20 protein-coding genes are annotated in these 20,082 nt (G+C 75.7%); 4 read left to right on the top strand and 16 right to left on the bottom strand.

The genetic code is table 11. From position 1 onward, the window contains the following. Positions 1 to 4: 4 nt before the first annotated feature. Positions 5 to 562, top strand: coding sequence for a TetR/AcrR family transcriptional regulator (locus A3CO_RS0111775; RefSeq protein WP_018332448.1), 558 nt, complete (start codon positions 5 to 7; stop codon positions 560 to 562). Between the two features lie 25 nt (positions 563 to 587). Here the strand turns inward: A3CO_RS0111775 and A3CO_RS0111770 are convergent, their stop codons facing one another. The 11 genes from A3CO_RS0111770 to A3CO_RS0111720 form a co-directional block, all read right to left on the bottom strand. Next, the gene (locus A3CO_RS0111770) at positions 588 to 1,040 is read right to left on the bottom strand and encodes a (2Fe-2S)-binding protein (RefSeq protein WP_018332447.1); all 453 of its coding nucleotides are present in this window, start codon (positions 1,038 to 1,040) and stop codon (positions 588 to 590) included. Further along, on the bottom strand, positions 1,040 to 1,855 hold the full coding sequence (locus A3CO_RS0111765; protein ID WP_018332446.1) for an FAD binding domain-containing protein: 816 nt from the start codon (positions 1,853 to 1,855) through the stop codon (positions 1,040 to 1,042). The genes A3CO_RS0111770 and A3CO_RS0111765 overlap by 1 nt, the downstream gene beginning before the upstream one ends. Further along, on the bottom strand, positions 1,852 to 4,041 hold the full coding sequence (locus A3CO_RS0111760) for a xanthine dehydrogenase family protein molybdopterin-binding subunit (RefSeq protein WP_018332445.1): 2,190 nt from the start codon (positions 4,039 to 4,041) through the stop codon (positions 1,852 to 1,854). Before A3CO_RS0111760 ends, A3CO_RS0111765 begins: the two co-directional genes overlap by 4 nt. 91 nt (positions 4,042 to 4,132) lie before the next feature. After that, positions 4,133 to 5,083, bottom strand: a complete 951-nt coding sequence (locus tag A3CO_RS0111755) for a 2Fe-2S iron-sulfur cluster-binding protein (protein ID WP_018332444.1) — start codon at positions 5,081 to 5,083, stop codon at positions 4,133 to 4,135. Further along, positions 5,080 to 6,924 (bottom strand): NAD(P)H-dependent oxidoreductase subunit E, encoded by a 1,845-nt coding sequence (locus A3CO_RS0111750; RefSeq protein WP_018332443.1) that lies wholly within the window; start codon positions 6,922 to 6,924, stop codon positions 5,080 to 5,082. The genes A3CO_RS0111755 and A3CO_RS0111750 overlap by 4 nt, the downstream gene beginning before the upstream one ends. Before the next feature lie 11 nt (positions 6,925 to 6,935). Beyond that, complete coding sequence (locus tag A3CO_RS34960) at positions 6,936 to 8,858, bottom strand: molybdopterin oxidoreductase family protein (RefSeq protein WP_084681743.1); 1,923 nt, start codon at positions 8,856 to 8,858, stop codon at positions 6,936 to 6,938. A 79-nt stretch (positions 8,859 to 8,937) separates the two neighbouring features. Then, the gene (locus A3CO_RS35730) at positions 8,938 to 9,630 is read right to left on the bottom strand and encodes a PAS domain-containing protein (RefSeq protein ID WP_018332440.1); all 693 of its coding nucleotides are present in this window, start codon (positions 9,628 to 9,630) and stop codon (positions 8,938 to 8,940) included. 112 nt (positions 9,631 to 9,742) lie between these two features. Then, positions 9,743 to 10,258, bottom strand: coding sequence for a hypothetical protein (locus tag A3CO_RS0111735; protein ID WP_018332439.1), 516 nt, complete (start codon positions 10,256 to 10,258; stop codon positions 9,743 to 9,745). Then, complete coding sequence (locus A3CO_RS35725) at positions 10,255 to 11,418, bottom strand: lysylphosphatidylglycerol synthase transmembrane domain-containing protein (protein WP_018332438.1); 1,164 nt, start codon at positions 11,416 to 11,418, stop codon at positions 10,255 to 10,257. The genes A3CO_RS0111735 and A3CO_RS35725 overlap by 4 nt, the downstream gene beginning before the upstream one ends. Beyond that, complete coding sequence (locus A3CO_RS31650; RefSeq protein WP_018332437.1) at positions 11,415 to 12,896, bottom strand: sensor histidine kinase; 1,482 nt, start codon at positions 12,894 to 12,896, stop codon at positions 11,415 to 11,417. The genes A3CO_RS35725 and A3CO_RS31650 overlap by 4 nt, the downstream gene beginning before the upstream one ends. Before the next feature lie 11 nt (positions 12,897 to 12,907). Further along, positions 12,908 to 13,615 (bottom strand): response regulator transcription factor, encoded by a 708-nt coding sequence (locus A3CO_RS0111720; RefSeq protein WP_018332436.1) that lies wholly within the window; start codon positions 13,613 to 13,615, stop codon positions 12,908 to 12,910. 165 nt (positions 13,616 to 13,780) lie between these two features. Between A3CO_RS0111720 and A3CO_RS37495 the strand changes: the two genes are divergently transcribed. Continuing rightward, complete coding sequence (locus A3CO_RS37495) at positions 13,781 to 14,437, top strand: hypothetical protein (protein WP_051085923.1); 657 nt, start codon at positions 13,781 to 13,783, stop codon at positions 14,435 to 14,437. Between the two features lie 166 nt (positions 14,438 to 14,603). Here the strand turns inward: A3CO_RS37495 and A3CO_RS0111705 are convergent, their stop codons facing one another. Together A3CO_RS0111705 and A3CO_RS31640 are read right to left on the bottom strand one after the other, a co-directional pair. Continuing rightward, a complete protein-coding gene (locus A3CO_RS0111705; protein ID WP_211214454.1) occupies positions 14,604 to 14,987 on the bottom strand; it encodes an SRPBCC family protein in 384 nt (127 codons plus the stop codon). Positions 14,988 to 15,077: 90 nt separating this feature from the next. Next, positions 15,078 to 16,259 (bottom strand): MCE family protein, encoded by a 1,182-nt coding sequence (locus A3CO_RS31640; protein ID WP_018332434.1) that lies wholly within the window; start codon positions 16,257 to 16,259, stop codon positions 15,078 to 15,080. A 93-nt stretch (positions 16,260 to 16,352) separates the two neighbouring features. On the opposite strand from A3CO_RS31640, the gene A3CO_RS0111695 reads away from it, so the two are divergent. Continuing rightward, complete coding sequence (locus A3CO_RS0111695) at positions 16,353 to 17,234, top strand: oxidoreductase (RefSeq protein ID WP_018332433.1); 882 nt, start codon at positions 16,353 to 16,355, stop codon at positions 17,232 to 17,234. 95 nt (positions 17,235 to 17,329) lie between these two features. Here A3CO_RS0111695 and A3CO_RS0111690 read toward each other — a convergent pair whose 3' ends face one another. Further along, positions 17,330 to 17,641, bottom strand: coding sequence for a hypothetical protein (locus A3CO_RS0111690; RefSeq protein WP_018332432.1), 312 nt, complete (start codon positions 17,639 to 17,641; stop codon positions 17,330 to 17,332). Positions 17,642 to 17,682: 41 nt separating this feature from the next. After that, entirely contained in the window at positions 17,683 to 18,387 is a 705-nt protein-coding gene (locus tag A3CO_RS0111685) for an RraA family protein (RefSeq protein WP_018332431.1), read from the bottom strand. A 200-nt stretch (positions 18,388 to 18,587) separates the two neighbouring features. On the opposite strand from A3CO_RS0111685, the gene A3CO_RS0111680 reads away from it, so the two are divergent. Continuing rightward, on the top strand, positions 18,588 to 19,037 hold the full coding sequence (locus tag A3CO_RS0111680) for an ATP-binding protein (RefSeq protein ID WP_018332430.1): 450 nt from the start codon (positions 18,588 to 18,590) through the stop codon (positions 19,035 to 19,037). Here A3CO_RS0111680 and A3CO_RS0111675 read toward each other — a convergent pair. Continuing rightward, positions 19,007 to 19,846, bottom strand: a complete 840-nt coding sequence (locus A3CO_RS0111675; RefSeq protein WP_018332429.1) for an enoyl-CoA hydratase-related protein — start codon at positions 19,844 to 19,846, stop codon at positions 19,007 to 19,009. The genes A3CO_RS0111680 and A3CO_RS0111675 overlap by 31 nt on opposite strands. Positions 19,847 to 20,082 lie beyond the last annotated feature (236 nt).

Raw genomic sequence — 20,082 nt, 5'->3', positions numbered from 1 at the left:
TGCCGTGTCGACCCCACGACGGGTCCGGGCCGACGCGCGGCGCAACTCCGACGCGCTGCTCGAGGCCGCGACCGAGGTCTTCGCGACGGCGGGGGTGGACGCCCCGGTGCGCGACGTGGCGGCCCGGGCCGGGGTCGGGGTGGGCACCGTGTACCGGCACTACCCGAAGCGGTCCGACCTGGTCGCGGCGGTGTTCCGCCACCAGGTCGACGCGTGCGCGGACGCGGCCCCGCCGCTCGCAGCCGCGTACGGGCCGGCGGAGGCGCTCGACCGGTGGCTCGCGCGCTTCGTCGACTTCCTCGCGACCAAGCGCGGACTCGCAGCGGCCCTGCACTCGGGCGATCCCGCCTTCGACGCCCTGCCCGCCTACTTCGACGCCCGCTTCCGTCCTGCGCTGACGACGCTGCTGGACGCCGCCGTCGCGGCGGGCGAGGTGCGTGACGACGTGTCGGCGACCGACCTGCTGCACGCGGTCGCCCACCTCTGCCTGCCCGCGGACGGCGTGGGCCCCGACCACGCCCGCCGGATGGCCGCCGTGCTGGTGGACGGGCTCCGCAGGTGAGCACTAAGAGGGGCTATAGCCCCACTTAGTGCTCACGAGGCGCAGCCACCTTCGCGGCGTTCCGGATGCCCTCGTAGCCGGTGCAGCGGCACAGGTTCGAGGCGAGCAGGGCGTCGAGGCGCCCGTCGTCGTCGACCACGGTCGGGTCCTCGTCGAGGGCGCCGCGGAGCAGCATGAGGAAGCCCGGCGTGCAGAACCCGCACTGCAGCGCGTGGTGCTCGGCGAACGCGCCCGGCAGCGGGTCGTCCTCGGCGAGGCCCTCGACGGTGCGGACCTCGTGACCCACCGCCTGCACCGCGAGCACCAGGCACGAGCGCACCGGCTCGCCGTCGAGCAGCACCGTGCACGTGCCGCACACGCCGTGCTCGCAGCCCAGGTGGGTGCCGGTCAGGCCGAGGTCGTCGCGGAGCACGTCGGCGAGGGCGCGGCGCGGTTCGGCGGTCACCTCGTGGCGCGCGCCGTTGACGTCGAGTTCCATCAGGCGGCCTCCTGCAGCGCGCGGCGGACGAGCACGCCCGCGACGTGCCGGGTGTAGGGGATCGACGCGTGCGGGTGCTCGCGCGGGTCGGCGTCGTGCTCCGCCGCGGCGGCGCCGGGGTCCTCGCCCCGGGCGAGCGCGGCCTCGGCGGCGTGCGCCCGGGTGCCGGTCGGCGCGGCGCCCGCCAGGCCGAGCCGCGACCCGCCGTCGGGAACGCGGGCGGCGACGGCGGCGACGTGGGCGTAGCTGGCGTGCGTGCGGCGGGACTCCACGACCCCGACGCGGGTGCCGTCGGGGAGGGTCGGGACGAGGACGGCGGTCGCGAGCTCGTCGGCGGCGGCGGTGGTGGCGAAGGAGTCGCGCAGGAACTCCGCGACCGGGACCTCGCGGCGGCCGCGCACGGAGACGAGCTCCACCGCCGCGTCGAGCCCGGCGGCCAGCCCGCACCACTCCGACGACGGGTGCGCGAAGCACAGGCTCCCGACCATCGTCCCGCGGCTGCGCACCGGCGGGTGCGCGATCCAACCGGCGGTCGCGGCGAGCAGCCGGCCGAGCGGCCCACCGACCGCCCCGCGCTCCAGGTCGACGTGGCGCACCCGCGCGCCGATCCGCACCCGGGCGCCGTCGTCGTGCACGCCCCGGAGCTCGTCGATCCGTGCGAGATCGACCAGCACCGACGCCGACGTCCGGCGCCACCGGAGGTCCTGCAGGAGGCTCTGCCCGCCCGCGATCACGCGCGCGCCGGGGGTGGCGAGCAGCGCGATCGCCTCGTCGAGCGTCGTCGGGGTGGCGTACTCGAACGGCGCCGGCTTCACCCGCGTCCCTCCCCGTCGCTGCGCTCGCCCCCGAGCGCCTCCCAGACCACCTGCGGCGTCAGCGGCATCCGAAGTCGGGCGGGGTCGCCACCGAGCGGCCGGATCGCGTCCGCGACTGCGTTCACGACGGCGGGGGGCACGCCGATGCAGCCCGCCTCGCCGGCGCCCTTGACGCCCAACGGGTTGTCGGGCGCGGGCACCGCGGTCTCGTCGACGCGCAGGTCGCGCGGCATCTCGGCGGCCGTGGGCAGCAGGTAGTCGAGGAGGCCGTCGGGCATGACCGTCGCGCCCTCGTCGTCGAGCACGACGCCCTCGATGAGCACCTGCCCGAGGCCCTGCGCGATCGAGCCGAGGGTCTGGCCGTGCGTGGCGGTGTGGTCGAGGACCGTGCCGTAGTCGTCGACGGCGACCAGCCGCAGCAGGTGCACGGCGCCGAGCTCCGGGTCGATCTCGACGACGGCCCCGTAGCTGCCGTACGGGAACGCGGGCGGGGAGGTGAAGCGGTGCTCGGCGTGCAGCGGCGCGAGCTCGGCCACCGGCAGCTCGCGGGTGCCGGCGCGGAGCACGCCCTTGTCCCAGGCGACGTCGTCGGCGGTGAGGCCCCAGCGGTCCGCGGCCTGCGCACGGGCCTCGTCGACCAGGGCGTCGGCCGCCCCCGCGAGAGCGGCCCCGCCCATCTGCGTGCTGCGGCTGGCGAACGTGCCGTGACCCTCGGGGACCTCGCCGGTGTCGCCCTCGACGAGGTCCACGGTGTCGGCGGGGACGCCGAGCCGGTCGGCGACGAGCTGCGCGAACACGGTGTGGTGGGGCTGGCCGGTCGACGAGGTGCCGACCCGGGCGGTGAAGCCCGACGGGTCCACGGTGACGGACCCGTACTCCTCGAGGATCCCGGGCTCGCCGCCGCTGCGCTCGACGTAGCAGGCGATGCCGACACCGGTCGGCCGCTCCCGGGCGCCGCGCCACCGGTCGGGTTCGAGCAGCTCGAGGCACCGGTCGAGGCAGGCGGCGTAGTCCCCGCTGTCGTAGCGGCGGCCGGTCGGGGTGTCGTAGGGGAACTCGCGGACGAAGTTCCGGCGCCGCAGCTCGGCGGGGTCCAGGTGCAGCGCCGCGGCCAGCTCGTCGACCGCCCGCTCGACCGCGTAGGCCGCCTCCGGCCGACCGGCCCCGCGGTAGGCGTAGGTGGGAGCCGTCGTCGTGAACCAGGAGCGGAACGTCGCGTGCACCTCTCCGACGGCGTACGCCTCGGACGCGGCGAGGGCGGTCTGGCCGGGGAGGGCCGCCCCGAGCGGGTGGGCGCCGATGTCGGCGTCGACCTGCAGGTCGATCGCGAGGATGCGCCCGTCGGCGTCGGCCGCGAGGCGGACGTGCTGGTCCTGGCCGCGACCGCGGCTCGCCGACGTGAGCGCCTCCGTCCGGTCCTCGATCCAGCGGACGGGCCGCTGCAGTCGCCGCGCCGCCGCGACGACGGCGAGGTACTCGGGGTAGGTCGGGCTCTTCGACCCGAAGGCGCCGCCGGCGTCGGGGACGATCACCCGCACGTCGTCCTCGGCGAGCCCGAAGGCGCCCGCGATCCCGGTGCGCAGGCCGTGGGGGTACTGGTGGGAGCAGTGGACGGTGAGTAAGGCGCCGGGCTCCACGAGGATCGCGCGCGCCTCGAGCGAGGTGGGCGCGAGGAGCTGCTGGCGGTAGCGGGAGTCGATGACGATGTGGGCGTTCGTCCAGGTCGCGTCGGCGACCGGCGGGCCGAACTCCTTCTCGAGGGCGAGGTCGTCGTGGTCCGGGTAGAGGCGGTCGGTGCGCCCCGCGCGGCCGGGCGCGGCGTGGCCGGGGCGGCGGCGGAGGTCGAGGCGGACCGCGGCGGCGGCGTCCTCGGCGCGGTACCGGTCGTCGGCGACCACCATCGCGACCGCCTCGCCCTCGTGCCGCACCCGGTCGGCGGCTAGCGGGCGCCACGGCGGGGAGTCGTCGGTGCCGAACATGGTGGGGACGTCGCCGACGTCGGTGAGGTCGTCGGCGGTGAGGACCGCCGCGACGCCCGGCATGTCCCGGGCGGCGGTCGTGTCGATCCCGAGCAGGTCCGCGTGCGGGACCGGGCTGCGGACGAACGCGGCCTCGAGGCACCCGTCGACGTGCAGGTCGGCGGTGTAGCGCCCACGTCCCCGCGTCAGCCTGTCGTCTCCGCGCACCGGCGGGGATGCCTCGTGCGGCGGGATCTCAACCCGCGCGAGTGTGCTCGCTGCGCTCGCTCGTGAGCACTACGTGGGGCTATAGGCCCAGTTAGTGCTCACCTGGCGGAGCCACATTCTGCACATGCTGGAACCCGAACCGGCCCTTGATGCACAGGTGCCCGTGGGTCACGGCGTGGTCGTGCGGGGAGGTCACGTTGACGATGGTGTTGTCCTGGACGTGCAGCTCGAGGGTGCAGCCGACCCCGCAGAACGAGCAGATCGTCGACGTCACCGTCTCGCCCTCGGGATCCCAGGTCCCGGCCTCGCGCCGTTCGTGCTCGGCCACCGACTTCAGCGCGCCGGTCGGGCAGACGCCGATGCAGTTGCCGCAGTACACGCAGGCGGAGTCGGGGAGGGGGACGGCGAACTCCGTGGAGATCGTCGCGTCGAACCCGCGGCCGGCGACGGCGATCGCGAAGGTGTTCTGCGCGTCGGTGCCGCACGCCTCGACGCACTTGTAGCAGAGGATGCAGCGGGCGTAGTCGCGCACGTAGAGGTCGTTGTCGACGGTGACCGGCTGCGCGACCGTCGCCCGCGTCTCGCCGTCGGGAAGGCCGTGGTGCCCGGGGTGCCGGTTGCCGCGCTCACCCGCGGCGGCGGGTGGTCCGGGCGGGCCGTAGCGCTCGGGGTCGGCGCCGTACTCGATCTGCCAGCGGGCGACGTCGTCGCCGGCCTCCGACAGGTCGTTGGCGCTCGCGAGCAGTTCCAGCACCATTTTCCGGCTGTGCGCCACGCGCTCGGTGTCGGTGCGGACGACCATGCCGTCCTCGACCTTCCGCGCGCAGGACGGCACGAGCGGGCGCGAGCCCTCGACCTCCACCACGCACACCCGGCAGGCGTTGACGGGCGTGAGGTTGGGGGCCTGGCAGAGCCGCGGGGTGTCGGCGCCGGCGTCGTCGAGGACGTCCATGATCGTGGCGCCCTCGGGCACGCGGTGCTCGACGTCGTCGACGGTGACGCTCACCAGCCGCCGGATGGTGCCGAGGTCGACCACGGTCATGACGATCCCCCCACGAGACCGAGGGCCAGGGCCGAGCGCACCGCGGAGGCCGCGGTCTGGCCGAGGCCGCAGATGGACGCGTCGGTCATGACGCGGTCGACGTCGCGCAGCAGCTGCAGCTCGACGGTGCGCCCGCCGATCTCGCGACCGCGCACGATCCGGGCGAGTGCCTCCTCCTGACGGACGGTGCCGACCCGGCACGGCACGCACTGCCCGCACGACTCGTCGCGGAAGAACCCCGCGATCCGCCGCAGCACGGCGGCGAAGTCCGTCGAGGAGTCGAAGCACAGCACCACCCCGGAGCCGAGGGTCGCGCCGATCTCGCGGGTGCCCTCGAGGGTGAGCGGGACGTCGAGCTGGTCGGGGGTCACGAACGAGCCCGCGGCGCCGCCGAGGAGGATCGCCCGCAGGTCCGGCGGCACCCCGCCCGCGAGCTCGAGCAGTTCCCGCAGCGTCGTTCCCATCGGGACCTCGTAGACGCCGGGCCGTGCCACGACGCCCGAGAGGCAGAAGAGCTTCGTGCCCGTGGACCGGCCGGAGCCGACCGACGCGAAGGCGGGGCCGCCCTCCGCCACGATCCGCAGGACGTTGACCAGCGTCTCGACGTTGTTGATGACCGTCGGCTTCCCGAACAGTCCGGCCACGGTGGGGAACGGCGGTTTCGCCCGGGGCTCGCCGCGGCGGCCCTCGAGCGAGTTCATCAGAGCGGTCTCCTCGCCGCAGATGTACGCGCCGGCGCCCCGGCGGAGCTCGACGTCGAACGTCCGGCCCGAGCCCATGACGTCGTCGCCGAGGAAGCCGTGCCGTCGGGCCTCGTCGACCGCCCTGACCAGGGCCCGCTCCGCCGCCGGGTACTCACCGCGCACGTAGAGGTAGCCGGTGCGTGCCCCCACGGCGATCCCGGCGACGGTCATCGCCTCGACCAGCGCGAACGGGTCGGCCTCCATGAGCACCCGGTCCTTGAAGGTGCCGGGCTCGGACTCGTCGGCGTTGCAGACGAGGTACTTCTCCGGTTCGGGGGAGCCGGCGACGGCGGCCCACTTCGTGCCGGTGGGGAACGCGGCGCCGCCCCGGCCGGTCAGCGACGCGACCGTGATCTCGTCGACCACCCGGGCGGGCCCGACGGCGAGGGCCCGCCGCAGCCCGGCGTACCCGCCCGCCGCGCGGTAGGAGTCGAGGTCGCCGGGGTCCACCACCCCCACGCGCGACAGCAGCTCGAGGTCCGGCGCCCCGGCCTGCGGGGTGCTGACGACGGGGTCGGGCCCGGGGACGTCGTCGCCGTGCAGGGCCCGGACGACGGCGTCGGCGGTCGCGGGGGCGATCTGGGCGTGGCCGCCAGGACCGTGGGCGTCGTCGTGAGGGGAGGATTCGAGCGCTCTGGTGGCGTCAGGGCTCCCCTCGCGCTCGGAGGGCGGGGTGGCGAGCTGCAGGAACACGGCCGGCGCGCGTTCGCACAGGCCGAGGCAGGGGCTGCGGGTCCAGGTGACCTCGTCGCCCGAGCCCGCGGGGCCGAGCCGTTCCTCCATCGCGGCGCACAGGTCCTCGCCGCCGAACGCCGCGCACCCGACGTCGTCGCAGACGTGCGCGGTCCGCGGCGCGCGCGGGGTCACCGAGAACAGCGCGTAGAACGTCGCGACCCCGTACGCCTCGGCCGGCGGGACGTGCAGCCGGTCGCAGACGTAGGACAGCGCGCCCCGGCTGATCCACCCGACCGCGTCCATCACGGCGTGCAGGGCCGGCAGCAGGAGGTCCCGCCGCGGCTGCGCCGGGGCGCCGACGACGCCGTCCACGGCGGCCCGTTCGGCGTCGGTCGACGCGTCCGGGAGCAGGACCAGATCCACGCGGAGACCTCCTACGCGCCGGCCACCGGGACGCGGGCCCCGACGGCGAGCTTCTCGATGCGGATCGCGGTCGCCTTGAACTCCGAGGTCCCCGACTGCGGGTCCCACGCCTCGTTGGTGATGAGGTTGACGTCGACCTGCTCGGAGAAGTGCGGCGTGATGAAGGCGAGCCCGGGGCGGGCGGCGTCGTCGAAGCGGACGGGCGCCTCGACCGCGCCGCGGCGCGAGACCACCCGCACCCGCTCGCCGTCGTGCACCCCGAGGGCCCGCCCGTCGCTCGCGTCCAGGCAGAGCGCCTCGTCGCGCCGCAGCGGCGAGGTGTAGCCGCCGGTCTGGACGCCGGAGTTGTAGGAGTCGAGGCGGCGGACCGTGGTGAGCCGCAGCGGGAACTCCGCGGACAGCTCGTCGAGCGGCCCGGCGTGCACCACCGGGGCGAACGGCGCGGGCTTCCCGCGCCGCGCGGGGTCGCGCTCCCAGAGCCGGGTGTGCATCGTCGGGGTGCCCGGGTGGTCGAGCGAGGGGCACGGCCACTGCAGGCCGCCCTCGGCCTCGAGGCGGGCGTAGGACATCCCGGCGTGCCAGTCGAGGGAGAGCGAACGCAGCTCGTCCCAGACCTCCTCCGGCGAGGGCGTGCCCCAGTCGTGCCCGAGCCGGCGGGCCAGATCGCACAGGATCTCGGTGTCGGGGCGGGCCAGCCCGGGCGGCTCGATCGCCTTGCGCACCCGCTGGACCCGTCGTTCCGACGAGGTGACGGTGCCCTCGTACTCGCACCAGTCGGCGCAGCTGGGCAGCACCACGTCGGCGAGCTCGGCGGTCGCGGTGCGGAAGATGTCCTGCACGACGAGGTGGTCGAGCCCGGAGAGCAGGGCGCGGGCGTGCGCGACGTCGGCCTCGGACTCGGCCGGGTTCTCGCCGACGACGTAGACCGCCCGCAGCTCCCGGCGCTCCATCGCCTCGAACATCTGGGAGAGGTGCAGACCCCGGGCCGCCGGGATCGAGCTGCCCCAGGCGGCGTCGAAGCGGGCGCGGTGCGTGTCGTCGGTGACGTCGTACCCGCCGGGCAGCCGGTTCGGGATGGCGCCCATGTCGCCGCCGCCCTGCACGTTGTTCTGCCCGCGCAACGGGACGAGCCCCGAGCCCCAGCGCCCGACGTGGCCGGTGAGCAGGGCGAGGTCGATCAGGGCGCGCACGTTGTCGACGGCGTTGTGGTGCTCGGTGATGCCGAGCGTCCAGCACAGTTGGGCGCGGTCGGCGCACGCATAGGCCAGCGCGGTCTCGCGGACCAGCCCGGCGTCGACGCCCGTGACCTCGGCGGTCTTCTCCAGGGTCCACGGCTCCACCGCGCGCACGTACTCGTCGAACCCGGTGGTGGCGCGCTCGATGAAGGCGCGGTTCTCCAGCCCGGCGTCGAGGATGGCGCGTCCCATCCCGTGGGCGAGCGCGATGTCGGTCCCGACGTCGAGCGGCAGGTGGCCCCGGGCCCACCGGGCCGTCGAGGTCCGCCGCGGGTCGACGACGTACATCGCGGCACCGCGGCGCAGACCCGTCAGGACGTGGTGGAAGTAGATCGGGTGGGTCTCGCGCGCGTTGGAGCCCCAGAGCAGGACGAGGTCGGTGTCCTCGACCTCGGAGTAGGCGCTGGTGCCGCCACCGGCGCCGAACACCGCCGTCAGACCGACGACGCTGGGAGCGTGTCAAGTGCGGTTGCAGGAGTCCACGTTGTTGGACCCCATCACCACCCGCGCGAACTTCTGGGCCATGAAGTTCAGCTCGTTGGTGGCCTTCGAGCAGGAGAACATCCCGTACGCGTCGCCCGGCACGCCGCGGAAGCCGGCGGCGGCCCGGTCGAGCGCCTCCTCCCAGCTCGCCTCCCGCAGGACGCCGCCGTCGCGGACGAGCGGGGTGGTCAGGCGGACGTGGCGCGGTGCACGCATCTCGGGCCTCCGAGCGGGAACGACTGTGCTCCCGGTCACGCTAAACGTCGGCGTGATCGAATGCGACCCACGTCACCGATCAGTCGGTCGGGTCCGGGCGGACCACCGCGGCGAGCAGGCCGCCGAGCCCGTCGACGTCGGGGTCCAGGCGCATGGCGAGGATGCGCTCCGCCACCGAGATGAGCGGCAGGGCGCCGGTGTTCGCGAGGTGGGCCACCAGCGCGGCCGCGGCCCCGTGCGGGAGCTCGGTCGCGTCGGCGAGGACGTCGACGGCCCGCACCAGGAACCGGTCGTGCTCCCGGCCCGGGTCGAGGGTCCAGGGCGCGGCGGTGGTCGGGTCGGGGATCGTGAACGGCACCGTCGGGGGACCGGCCGCGCTCGCCGGGGACGGTGCCTGCGGTGGCCGGGCCGAGGCGCCGGCGGCGCGGGCCGTCGACGGCGAGGGCTGGTGGGTCGCGAGGTGCACGAGGTAGCCGTGCAGCAGCAGGCTCGGTGACCGGGAGGCGACGGGGTAGCCGATCGCGCCCACCTCGTGGATCTCGCCGGTCACGGACACGATGCGGTGCCGGTGGGTGTACGCCAGTCGGTTGCTGCAGGCGTCGGCCAGGACGTGCTCCACCTGCGCCCGGTCGGCCGGGTGCTTGTGGGCGATGACCAGCGCGCGGCTGGGCCGGACCTGGCCGGGGACGTAGCCGAGCAGGTGGAACATGGTGTCGTTCCACTCCCAGTGGTCGACGCCGGGGCTCCAGGTGTACTCCCCGACCCGGTCCATCCCACCCCCGCAAGGCAATCTGATTGGACGTCACCGAAGGGTAACGACCCGGGCACGATCGGGGGAAGGACCCGTTTCAACCAATCGGACGAGCGCACCCGGCCCAGCGCGCTCAGCTCTTCCAGAACTGCCACCACGGGTGCGGCGTCGCGATCGACGGCACCCCCGTCGTGATCAGCAGCCGCTCGACCTGCGCCGGCCGGGTCGCCGCCACCACCAGCACGTGGTCGCCGCCCGCGCCGGCGGGGACGGCCCCGGGGACCGAGTTCGGCGCGAAGCGCCCCGGCACGACGACGAGGCAGTAGCGCGGGATCGGGTCGCCCGCGGCGTCGGTGGGCGGCGGGACCGGCGGCGGGCCGGCGGGCTTCGGGGCCTTCGTCGTCGGCAGCGTCGTCGGCACCCCCGCGGCCAGCGTCAGCGCGCCGATGTCCTCCACCGTCACCGGCCGGATGATCTCCGGGGCGCCGCCGCCCGGCACGGCGGTGCGGGAGAGACCGATGACCGACGCGCACTTCCCGACGGCGTTGTGCGCGCCCGCGCCGCCGCCCGGGGCGGCGCACCCCGTCAGGCAGGACGCGAGGACGACCCCGCCGAGGAGGGCGGCCGCCCGGCGGCGCCGCGCGGTCACGCCGCCACCGCCGGGGAGTCGGGGTCGGACGCGACCGCGGTCGAGACGGGGGGAGTCCCCGTCCGACGGCGCACGGCCGCCCGCAGCCCCAGCCACGCGAGGGCCCCGAGCGGGATGCACATCCAGTAGGCGATGAGCCGGTAGAGCAGCACGGCGGCCAGCGAGGTGTTCTCCGAACTGCCGAACGCCACGAGGGCCAGGGTCAGGCTGCCCTCGACGACGCCGAGCCCGCCCGGGGTCACCGGCATGGCGGCGGCGACCTGCCCGGCACAGTAGGCGAGGAGCAGCCCGAGCCACGGCGGGGAGGAGCCGACCGACTCGTAGGCGATCCCCAGCACTGCGATGTCGGACAGCCAGCTCAGCAGCATCATCGCGAAGGCGGCCGTGAGCAGGGCGGGGGGCACGCGGATCGTCCGGAGCACGCCGACGTGCTCGCGCGTGCGGCGGCGCAGGTTCAGCAGCACGCGGCCGACCGGCCCGGGGGTGGGGAGGGCGCCGGCCTCCAGCGCGGCGTCGCGTCGGGCCGACCTCACCGACGCGGCGCGGCGCCGGATCCGCAGCCGGCGGGCGAGGCCCACCAGGGGGCCGCGCCGCAGGGCGACGAAGCCCAGCCCGAGGACGCCGAGGACGACGATGAGGATGAGGGCCGCCTCCTGGAGCCCCGGGACGGGGTCCTCGCCGCCGGCGATCTCGACCGCGCCGATGGTCAGCACGCACATCGCGCCCAGGTAGAGCAGCGTCGACACCGCGAACATCCACCCGGCGACCGTCGGGTCGACCGACCGGCGGCGGAGCACGCGGAACATCACCACGCCGGAGGCCGCGAACCCGAACGGCAGGCAGTACGCGGCCGCGTCGCCCGCGAGCGTCCCGGCGCCGAGGACGACGTAGCCGGGGCGCCCCCGGCCGTCCGGCACGACCCCCGGTGCCTGCCGCAGCAGGATGCTCTGCCCCACGCCACGGGTCGCGTACGACATCACCTCGAGGACGAGCGCGACCGCCACCCATCCCCATTCGAGGTGGGTGAGGGTGTCGGCGGCGCCGAGCAGCTCGTCGCTGTTGTCGAGCAGGACCTTGGCCGCGATCACCACGGCCACCACGACGACCAGGCCGAGCACCACGCGGCGCGGCCGCAGGGCCTGCCGCAGCCGCCCGGTCACCGGTGCGCCACGGGGCCGGCCGCGGCGGCGCCGGACGTCGCGAGCGGCAGCGTGACGACGAAGTCCGACCCGCCCGGCACGGCGCGGTAGACGAGGTCGCCGCCGTGGGCACGGACGAGCGCCCGCGCGATCGAGAGCCCGAGGCCCGCCCCGCCGGCGTCGCCCGCCCGCGCCTCGTCGAGCCGGACCAGCCGGTCGAAGACCCGGTCCCGGTCCTCCTCGGCGATGACCTCGCCGTCGTTGTGCACCACGATGCGTCCCCTCGGCTCTCCGCCGTCCCCGACGTCTCGGTCGGCCGATACCCCGACGCTGATCACTCCATCCGCGCCCACGTGACGTCGGGCGTTGTCGAGCAGGTTGACCAGGACACGCCGCACCTTCTGGGCATCGATCGCCGCGACGACGGGTCCGTCGGTCTCGATCTGCAGGTCGAGCGCGGGGCTCACCAGGCGGACGTGGTCGACCTGTTCGCGGGCCAGCCGCGCGAGGTCGACCTCCTCCCGGTCGAGTTCCTGGCCGCCCTCGATGCGGGCGAGGTCGAGCATGTCCGAGACGAGCGCCGAGGCCCGCGAGGTCTCGCGGACGAGGGCGATGGCGAGCTCCTCGCGCACCTCCCGGTCCTCGTCGGAGTCGCGGACCAGCGTCTCGGCGAGGGTCTGCATCCCGGCCAGGGGCGTCCGCAGCTCGTGGGCGGCGTCGGAGAGGAAGCGGCGAGTCGTCGCCTCGGAGCGCCGGGCCTCCTCGGCGGCACCACGCTCGCGGCGCGCGGCCTCGTCGGAGCGGCCCTGGGCGGCGTCCAGGGCGTCGAGCATCTCGTCGAACGCGGCGGCGGTCCGCCCGATCTCGGTGCCGGTGTTCGCCGGCCGCAGCCGTTGCCCGCGGTCGCCGGTGGTGATGGCGCGCGCCACCCGGGTCATGCCGTCCAACGGGCGCAGCGCGGCGGTGACCCCGCTGAACAGCAGGAGGGCCGAGCCCACGACCCCGACCACCCCCACCCCGACCATGACGCCCCGGAGCCGGTAGACCACGGCATCGACCTCGCCGGGGTCGGCCGAGAGCACGATGGCCGTGCCGTCGGGGAGGGTCTTCGTGACGATCAGCGCCTGCCCCGCGTGCACCGGGCGCGGGCCGGGCGGGCGACCGGCCGGTCCGGGCGGCCCGCCGCCGGGCGGGGTGGGCGGCTGGGGGACGCCCTGGAGCACCGCGCCCCCGGCCGCCACCCGCACGGCCCGCACCCCCTGGCCGTCGAGCAGGGCCACCATCTCGTCGGCCGGCACCTGCTGGACGACCAGCTGGTCGACCCGTTGCGCCCGCTCCGTCAGCCGGCTCTGCTGGTCGCGCTCCAGGGCGGCGGAGAGCACGAGGTCCACGACGATCCCGGCCACGAGCAGCGTCACCACCATGACCGCGACGACCGTGGCGGTGACCCGGAACCGCAGGGAGCGCGCGGGGACCGCCGTGGGGCGGTCGCGACGCACCGGACGCCACCTCACGACGGCGCTCCCGCCGCGTCGGTGGGCCGCAGTGTGTAGCCCAGGCCGCGGCTGGTGTGGACGATGCGCGGCCCGTGCGCCTCGAGCTTGCGGCGCAGCGCGGACAGGTGGACCTCGACCAGGTTCGGGTCGTAGGCGTCGTAGCCCCACACCTGCGTGAGGATCTGGTTCTTGCTCACCGTGCGGCCCCGCTGCTCGGCGAGGTAGCGCAGCAACCGCAGCTCGGTCGCCGTCAGCTTGAGCGGCACGCCCGCGCGGGTCGCGACGCCGGCCTCCTCGTCGATGACCAGGTCCCCGACGACGAGCGCGGTCGGGGTCCGGCCCCGGCGCCGCAGCACGGCCCGGACCCGGCTCGCGAGCTCCTCGAGCAGGAACGGCTTGACGACGTAGTCGTCCGCCCCGGTGTCGAGGCCGCGGAGCCGGTCGTCGAGGGCGTCGCGCGCGGTGACCATGACGATGCCCGCGTCGGTCCGGTCCCGGACGACCGTGAGCAGGTCGAACCCGTCGCGGCCCGGCAGCATCACGTCGAGGATCACGAGATCGGGCCGGAAGCCGTCGAGCGTCTCCTCGAGCGACCCGCCGTCGGGAAGCCCGAGGGCGACGTGGCCCGAGCGGTTCAGCGCCCGGACGATCGACTCGCGCACGGTCGCCTCGTCCTCGACGACCAGGACGCGCGGCGCGTTCGGATCCGCGTGGACACCCATGGCGAGCCATCCCACCAGGCGCGACTGAAGTCCGCCTGAAGTCGCTGAAGCTCCGCTGAGGAACCCGGACCGCCCCCTCGACCTCAGGGTGGCTTCAGGTCCGCTCCCCATCGTCGATCACGAGCCCGCGGAGACGCGGGACGAACGAGACGGGAAGGACTTCCGATGAGCGATTTCGACCCCGAGACCTCGCCGGTGGAGCCGGTGCCGCAGCGGTCGCGCTGGGGGCGGTTCCGGGACTCGACGCGGGGAGGACGTCCGCGCGGCCGGGTGATCGGCATCCTCGGGACGGTCGGCGCCTTCGTGCTCGGCCTGGTGGTGGCGGGCGTGGTGCTCCTCGCGACGCCGCTCGGCACCTCGTTGTCGGGCCCCGGCGGCATCGGTGACGTCGGCACGGTCACGATGGCCTCGCAGCAGGGTCCCGACGGCGGGCCCGGCGGCCCGGGTGGGCCCGGTGGCCCGGGTGCTCACGGCCCCGGTGCACACGGTCCACGCGGCCAGCACGGTGGGCCGGGTGGGCCGGCCGGCGGCCCGGGCCGCTGCGCCCCGATGCCGCCCGCGCCGCCGAACGGCCAGGCCCCGGCGGCGCCGAACGGGCAGGCTCCCGCGGCGCCGAACGGGCAGCGTCCGGCCGCGCCGCAGGCCCCGGCGGCGCCGAACGGGCGGGCTCCGGCCGCCCCGCAGGCCCCGGCGGCGCCGAACGGGCAGGCTCCGGCCGCGCCGCAGGCTCCGGCGGCGCCGAACGGCCAGGCTCCGGCCGCGCCGCAGGCTCCGGCGGCCCCGAACGGGCAGGCCCCGGCCGCCCCGGCTCCCGCGGGCTGAGCCGCCGCCACCACACCGCCCCGGCCGTGCTCCCTGCGGCCGGGGCGGTGTCGTGCGCCCTCGGATCACGGCCCGGTCGGCCGGTGGGTCGATGGCCCCTCCGACGCGTCCCGTGACACCGGTGGGCCGTCGATGAGCAACGCCCGCCAGACGCCGGTCTCCGCCGTCAGGTCGACTCGAGGATCCGCTTCAGGGTCGCCAGGTCCGCGGCGACCGCCTCGACGTCCGCCGCCACGTCCGCGTCCGTCATGCCGGCCCGCGCGCGGACGGTGAACACGACCTCCGCGTCCCCGTCCCACGGGACGACGCGCATCGGGTTGAGCACCTCGGTGCCGTCGGGCAGCCGCACGACGTGGTCGAGCACGCCGAACCCGTTCCGCGCGCAGAACCGCACGCCGACGGTGCCCATCGGGGAGTCGGCGGCCCACCAGTCGTCGTCGCCGGGCACGAGCGCGGCGGAGGACAGCCCGGCCGCCCAGTGGGGGAGGTTCGCGGGGTCGGCGGCGTAGTCGTAGACCTGCTGCCAGGAGCGGGCGACGACGGTGGACACGTGCGGCACCGCGCCATGACACCACGGGTGACCGCCCGTCCCCCGACAGCGCGTCGGGTCACCACGGCGCGGCGGTGCCGAAGGTGCTGGTCAACGGGTCGAGAGCCCCGGCACCACGATCGCCGGGCCGCCCGTCGTCGGGACCCTTCCCGACGGCGGGTCCGCGCGGCCCGGGCCCTCGGCTCCCGGCGCGTGCTGCGCGCCCCGCACGTCCACCGGTGGCGCCTCGCGGCACCGCACGGAGGTGTCCATCGCCACGGCGTCGGTCGCGGTCGCGTCCCGCCAGCCGGCGTCGGGCTGCAGGTAGCCCGCCCGGCACGACGGCGGGTCGTCGACGTCGAGCACGAGCCCGAAGTGCAGCCGCCCGTCCCCGGGCAGCACCGCAGGGCCGACCGCCCCGGCGGCCCACGGCCCCACGACGAGGAACTGCTCGAGGCCGGCGGTCCGCGGCTCCAGGATCCGCGCCGTCACCAGCAGGTTCGCGAGCGTGCGCCCCAGGTCGGGCCCGCTCTCCCGCACGAGGGCGGTCACCTCGTCGGCCGCCCGCGGGGTCGCCGCGACCGTCGCCCGCACGTCGCCGTCGCGGCGGCGCAGGGTGTCGGTGAACGCCGCGAGGTCGCGCGCGAAGGCCCGGAACTGCCCGCCGAGGGCCACCTGCGTGTCGAGCACGGTGCGCCCGTCGCGCAGCAGCCCCGTCGTCGCGGGGAGGGACCGGCGCGCATCGGCGACGAGCAGCTGCGAGGAGTCGAGCAGCCGGCCGAGGTCGGGGCCGGTGCGGTCGAAGGCGACGGCCAGCTCGTCGACGGTGCGGCGCAGGTCGCCCACCGGGACCGAGCGCGCGAGCCGGTCCAGGGCCCCGAGCCCGACGACCGATCCCACCGGCAACCGCGTCCGCCCGACGGGGATCACCGACCCGTCGCCCAGCACGGGACCGTCGGCCGACGGCGGCTGCAGGTCCACGTAGACCTCGCCGATCGCCGAGCGGTTCGTCACCACCGCGACCGCCGACGCCGGCACGGCCGGGGCGCCCGGCCGGAGGCGGATCACCGCCTCCACCCCCGTCGTCGTGAAGCCCAGGCGATCGACGTCCCCGACCGGGACGCCGCGGTAGGTCACCTCGTTCTGGACGGTGAGGCCGCCGGAGTCGGCGAGGTCGAGGCGGACCTCCGGCGGCCGGATCCCGACCAGCGGGCCGAGCCCGGCGTAACGGAACGCCACGAAGACGACGCCGACCACGGTGAGCGCCGTGAACAGCCAGAGCTTCGCCCGCACGGGTCGGTCAACGACGCCCGGACGGGTGGGACGCGCAGTCCCAGGAAGCCTGTTCCCCTCGCAGGGTCCGGTCGGGCGCGGCAGCCTGGGGCCATGTCCATCACCACGGAACTGCCCGGCGGCACCTACCAGCTCGGCGACCTCGAGGTCACCCGCGTCGGCTACGGGGCGATGCAGCTCGCGGGCCCGCACGTCTTCGGCCCGCCCGCCGACCGGGACGCCGCGATCGCGGTCCTGCGTGAGGTCGTCGCGCTCGGCATCAACCACATCGACACGTCGGACTTCTACGGCCCGCACGTCACGAACGAGATCCTCCGCGAGGCGCTCGCGCCCTACCCGGACGACCTGCGCATCGTCACGAAGGTCGGGGCGTTCCGTGACGAGCAGGGCGGCTGGCCGCAGGCGCTCGAGCCGCACCAGCTGCGTCAGGCGGTCGACGACAACCTGCAGCGGCTCGGGCTGGAGACCCTCGACGTCGTCAACCTGCGCATGCCCGGCGGCGCCGACACGATGACGCCGCAGCCGCAGGAGCCGATCGAGGAGCGCTTCGGCACCCTGGCCGAGCTGCAGCAGCAGGGCAAGATCCGCCACCTCGGGCTCTCGACGGTGAACGCCGACCAGATCGCGGCCGCGCAGCGCATCGCGCCGGTCGTGTGCGTGCAGAACCCGTACAACCTCGCCCGCCGCGACGACGACGCCCTGATCGACTCGCTCGCCGCGCAGGACATCGCCTACGTGCCCTACTTCCCGCTCGGCGGCTTCTCGCCCCTGCAGTCGTCCGAGCTGGACGCGGTCGCCGCGCGGCTGGGGGCCTCGCGCCTGGCCGTCGCGCTCGCGTGGCTGCTGCAGCGCTCGCCGAACATCCTGCTCATCCCCGGCACGTCGTCGGTCGAGCACCTGCGGGAGAACGTCGCCGGCGCGGGCCTCGAGCTGCCCGCGGACGCGGTGGCCGAACTGGACGCCATCGGGTCGTGACCTGATCCGTGGCGATCCCGCCGCCCGCCGACCGGGCGGGCGGCGTGGGCCGCGCGGCGGACCCGGCTCGCTCGGCCGCGTCGTGCGGCGCGTCGCTACGGGTCGGTGACGGCGAGGCGCTCGGCCGGTGCCGACGACGGTTCGGGCGCCGGCTCGAGCACCTTCCCCTGCTCGCCGATCACCTCCGCGTCGCCCTCGACCGACCAGGTCCGTCCGGCCGCCTCCACCTCGGCGCCGTCGGCCGGGGCCGGATCGTCGAGGCGGCCCGCGTAGCGGAACTCGTCGTCCTCGAGCAGCCACGCGTCGTCGGGCCGGCCGACGGAGTCACCCGCCGTCGGGCTGCCACCCTGCGGGCGGTACTGCCGGGGGGTGTCGGGCTGCGGCCGGACCCGGCCCTGCTCGGTCATCTCGGTCTCCCTCTCACGCTCTCGCGGCGGGAATTCCCTCCTCAGGGCAGGTGTACGCCGACCGCCTCGCGGCGGGCGCGGATGACCTCGTCGATCCCGGTGGCCGCCGCGAGCCCAGCGCCCTGCTCCATCGCGTCGAGCCACACCCGCTCCCGGTCCTCGACCGCCTGCGTCAGGCGCACGACCTCCTCGACGTGCTCCCGCGGCACGACGACGAGCCCGCTCGCGTCGCCGCGCACCACGTCACCGGGGCGCACCGCGACCCCGCCGAGCACGACGTCGACGTTGATGGCGCCCGGACCCTCGTTGGACGCCGTCGTCGGGTAGACCCCGCGGGCGAAGACCGGCAGGCCGATCTCGTCGATGCCGTCGGCGTCGCGGATGACGCCGTCGATGGCGATGCCCACGGCACCGATCCGGGCGAGGGCGCCGCTCATGATGTCGCCGAGGATCGCGGCGTCGGTGCGACCGCCGCCGTCGACGACGAGCACGTCACCGGCGCGGGCCAGGTCGGGGGCCTTGAGCAGGAAGAGGATGTCGCCCGGCTTCGTCCACACCGTGACCGCCGGCCCGCAGAAGTCGCGGCCGCCCGCCTGGCGCACGATGCCCGGCCCGACCACCGACACCGGGCTGCCGGAGTCGGCGATCTGCGTCGTCGGGAAGGCCGCCAGGGCCGCGACCGCCGCGGGGTCGGGACGATGGTCGTCGTCGTGGATCGTCCACTGCTGCGGGTGCGCCTTGCTCACGACGGCGAGCCTTCCGCAGTGGCCGCCCGCTCGCACTCCACCGTCGGGGAAACGCCGGTGGCCGTGCCCTGTCGTCCGCCGACCGCATCGCCGCGGGCGGGCGCATGACGCGGACGGACCACTGGCTATCCCGCGACCGAGTGAGACGTCCGCATCGATCCCTTCGGGAGGGGCTGCTGGTGTCATCGAAAGGACGAGTCATGGACGCCGTCGAGTTCGAGCGCGTGGCGTACAGCGCCGACGTCGACCAGGGTCCGCGCATCCGGGACGACCTGCGGCAGTGGCTGCGCTCCTCCGCCGTGCCGGCCCTCGTCGCCGACGGGATGGTCCTCGCCGCGAGCGAGGCGATCGACAACGTCGTGCTGCACGCCTACGACGAGTCGCACCGCCGGGACGGGGTGGCCCGCATCGACCTGACGGTGATGCTGGACGCCGGGGAGGTGCTGGTGACCGTCGCCGACGGCGGCCACTGGCGGGAGCCCGCGAGTGCGGACCTCGAGCACGACGTGGTGGGGCGGCCGGCGCTGCACGGCCGCGGGATCACGTTGATGAACTCGCAGGTCGACGAGGTCGCGATCCACCACGACGCGCGGGGGACGACGGTGCTGCTGCGCTCGCGCTACCGGGACGAGGCGCCCGACGCCGGGTGAGTGCTCGCCGACGGCGTGGCCCACCGCGGCGGGCGCTTCTCCGCGAACGCGGCGAGGCCCTCGGCGCGCTCGGGCCCGTCGACGACGGCGGCGACCGCGGCGTCGGTGTCGGCCCAGCCCCGGGCGTCGGCCTCGAGCACGGCGGAGTCGACCGCGGCGAGGGTCGCGGCCACGGCGGCGGGGGAGCGCTCGGCGATGCGCTGCGCGACCCGGCGGGCCGTCGCCTCGGCGTCGCCCGGGTCGGTCAGGTCGGTGACCAGGCCCAGCTCGTGGGCCCGCGCGGCGTCGATCGGGTCGCCCGTCAGCAGCAGCCGCTTCGCGACGGCGGGGGTGAGGGCCCGCGGGGTGCGGAACAGCGCGCCGCAGTTCGCGACCAGCCCGAGCCCGACCTCCGGCAGCCCGAACAGGGCACTCGTCGAGGCCACGACGAGGTCGCACGCGAGCGCCAGCTCGAACCCGCCGCCCAACGCGATGCCCTCCACCGCGGCGATCAGCGGCGTCCGGCGGCGGCGCGCGACGACGCCGTAGTTCCCGCCGCGCGGGGTGGGCGCCCCGGGCCCGACCGCCACGTCCGTCCCCGCGCAGAACGCCTTCAGCCCGCCGAGGAGGACACCGCAGCGCAGGGCGGGGTCGTCGTCGAGGCGGTTCAGGGCGACGTCGAGACCCCGGGTCATCGCGGCGTCGATCGCGTTGTGCTTCTCCGGCCGCGTCATCCGGATCAGCAGGACCGTGCCGTCCTGCTCCGTCCGCACCCGCGCGGCGACCTCCTCGGCGGTCGGCACGGGTTGGTCGGGCCACGGGTAGGTCATGCGCGCGACCCTAGGGCGACGGCCGAGATCCCGTCCCGCCGCGCGATGTGGTCGGCACGCGAACGCTTCTGTTGTCGCCGGGTCTCGTCGTTCGGACCTGCCCCGCCGCTCGCCGAGGGTGACGGTCAGGCAGAGGCGGATGCCTCGGAGGATGCCTGGTGTACCACTCGCGCCCCCGCGTCGACCGGGGCGAGCAGCTCCGTCTCCTCGGTGCGTCCGCGCAGGGTGCGGTAGCC

The organism is Actinomycetospora chiangmaiensis DSM 45062 (genome assembly GCF_000379625.1).
GTDB lineage: Bacteria > Actinomycetota > Actinomycetes > Mycobacteriales > Pseudonocardiaceae > Actinomycetospora > Actinomycetospora chiangmaiensis.
The sequence above is the reverse complement of the archived record's forward strand: the minus strand, read 5'-3'. Positions and strand labels throughout refer to the sequence as shown.

Coding starts and splice junctions, on each gene's coding strand:
- A3CO_RS35730 (WP_018332440.1), bottom strand. CDS start 9,630: ATGGACCGGGTCGGGGAGTACACCTGGAGCCCCGGCGTCGACCACTGG.
- A3CO_RS0111680 (WP_018332430.1), top strand. CDS start 18,588: ATGGACGCCGTCGAGTTCGAGCGCGTGGCGTACAGCGCCGACGTCGAC.
- A3CO_RS0111695 (WP_018332433.1), top strand. CDS start 16,353: ATGTCCATCACCACGGAACTGCCCGGCGGCACCTACCAGCTCGGCGAC.
- A3CO_RS0111675 (WP_018332429.1), bottom strand. CDS start 19,846: ATGACCTACCCGTGGCCCGACCAACCCGTGCCGACCGCCGAGGAGGTC.
- A3CO_RS0111755 (WP_018332444.1), bottom strand. CDS start 5,083: ATGACCGTGGTCGACCTCGGCACCATCCGGCGGCTGGTGAGCGTCACC.
- A3CO_RS37495 (WP_051085923.1), top strand. CDS start 13,781: ATGAGCGATTTCGACCCCGAGACCTCGCCGGTGGAGCCGGTGCCGCAG.
- A3CO_RS0111770 (WP_018332447.1), bottom strand. CDS start 1,040: ATGGAACTCGACGTCAACGGCGCGCGCCACGAGGTGACCGCCGAACCG.
- A3CO_RS0111720 (WP_018332436.1), bottom strand. CDS start 13,615: ATGGGTGTCCACGCGGATCCGAACGCGCCGCGCGTCCTGGTCGTCGAG.
- A3CO_RS0111690 (WP_018332432.1), bottom strand. CDS start 17,641: ATGACCGAGCAGGGCCGGGTCCGGCCGCAGCCCGACACCCCCCGGCAG.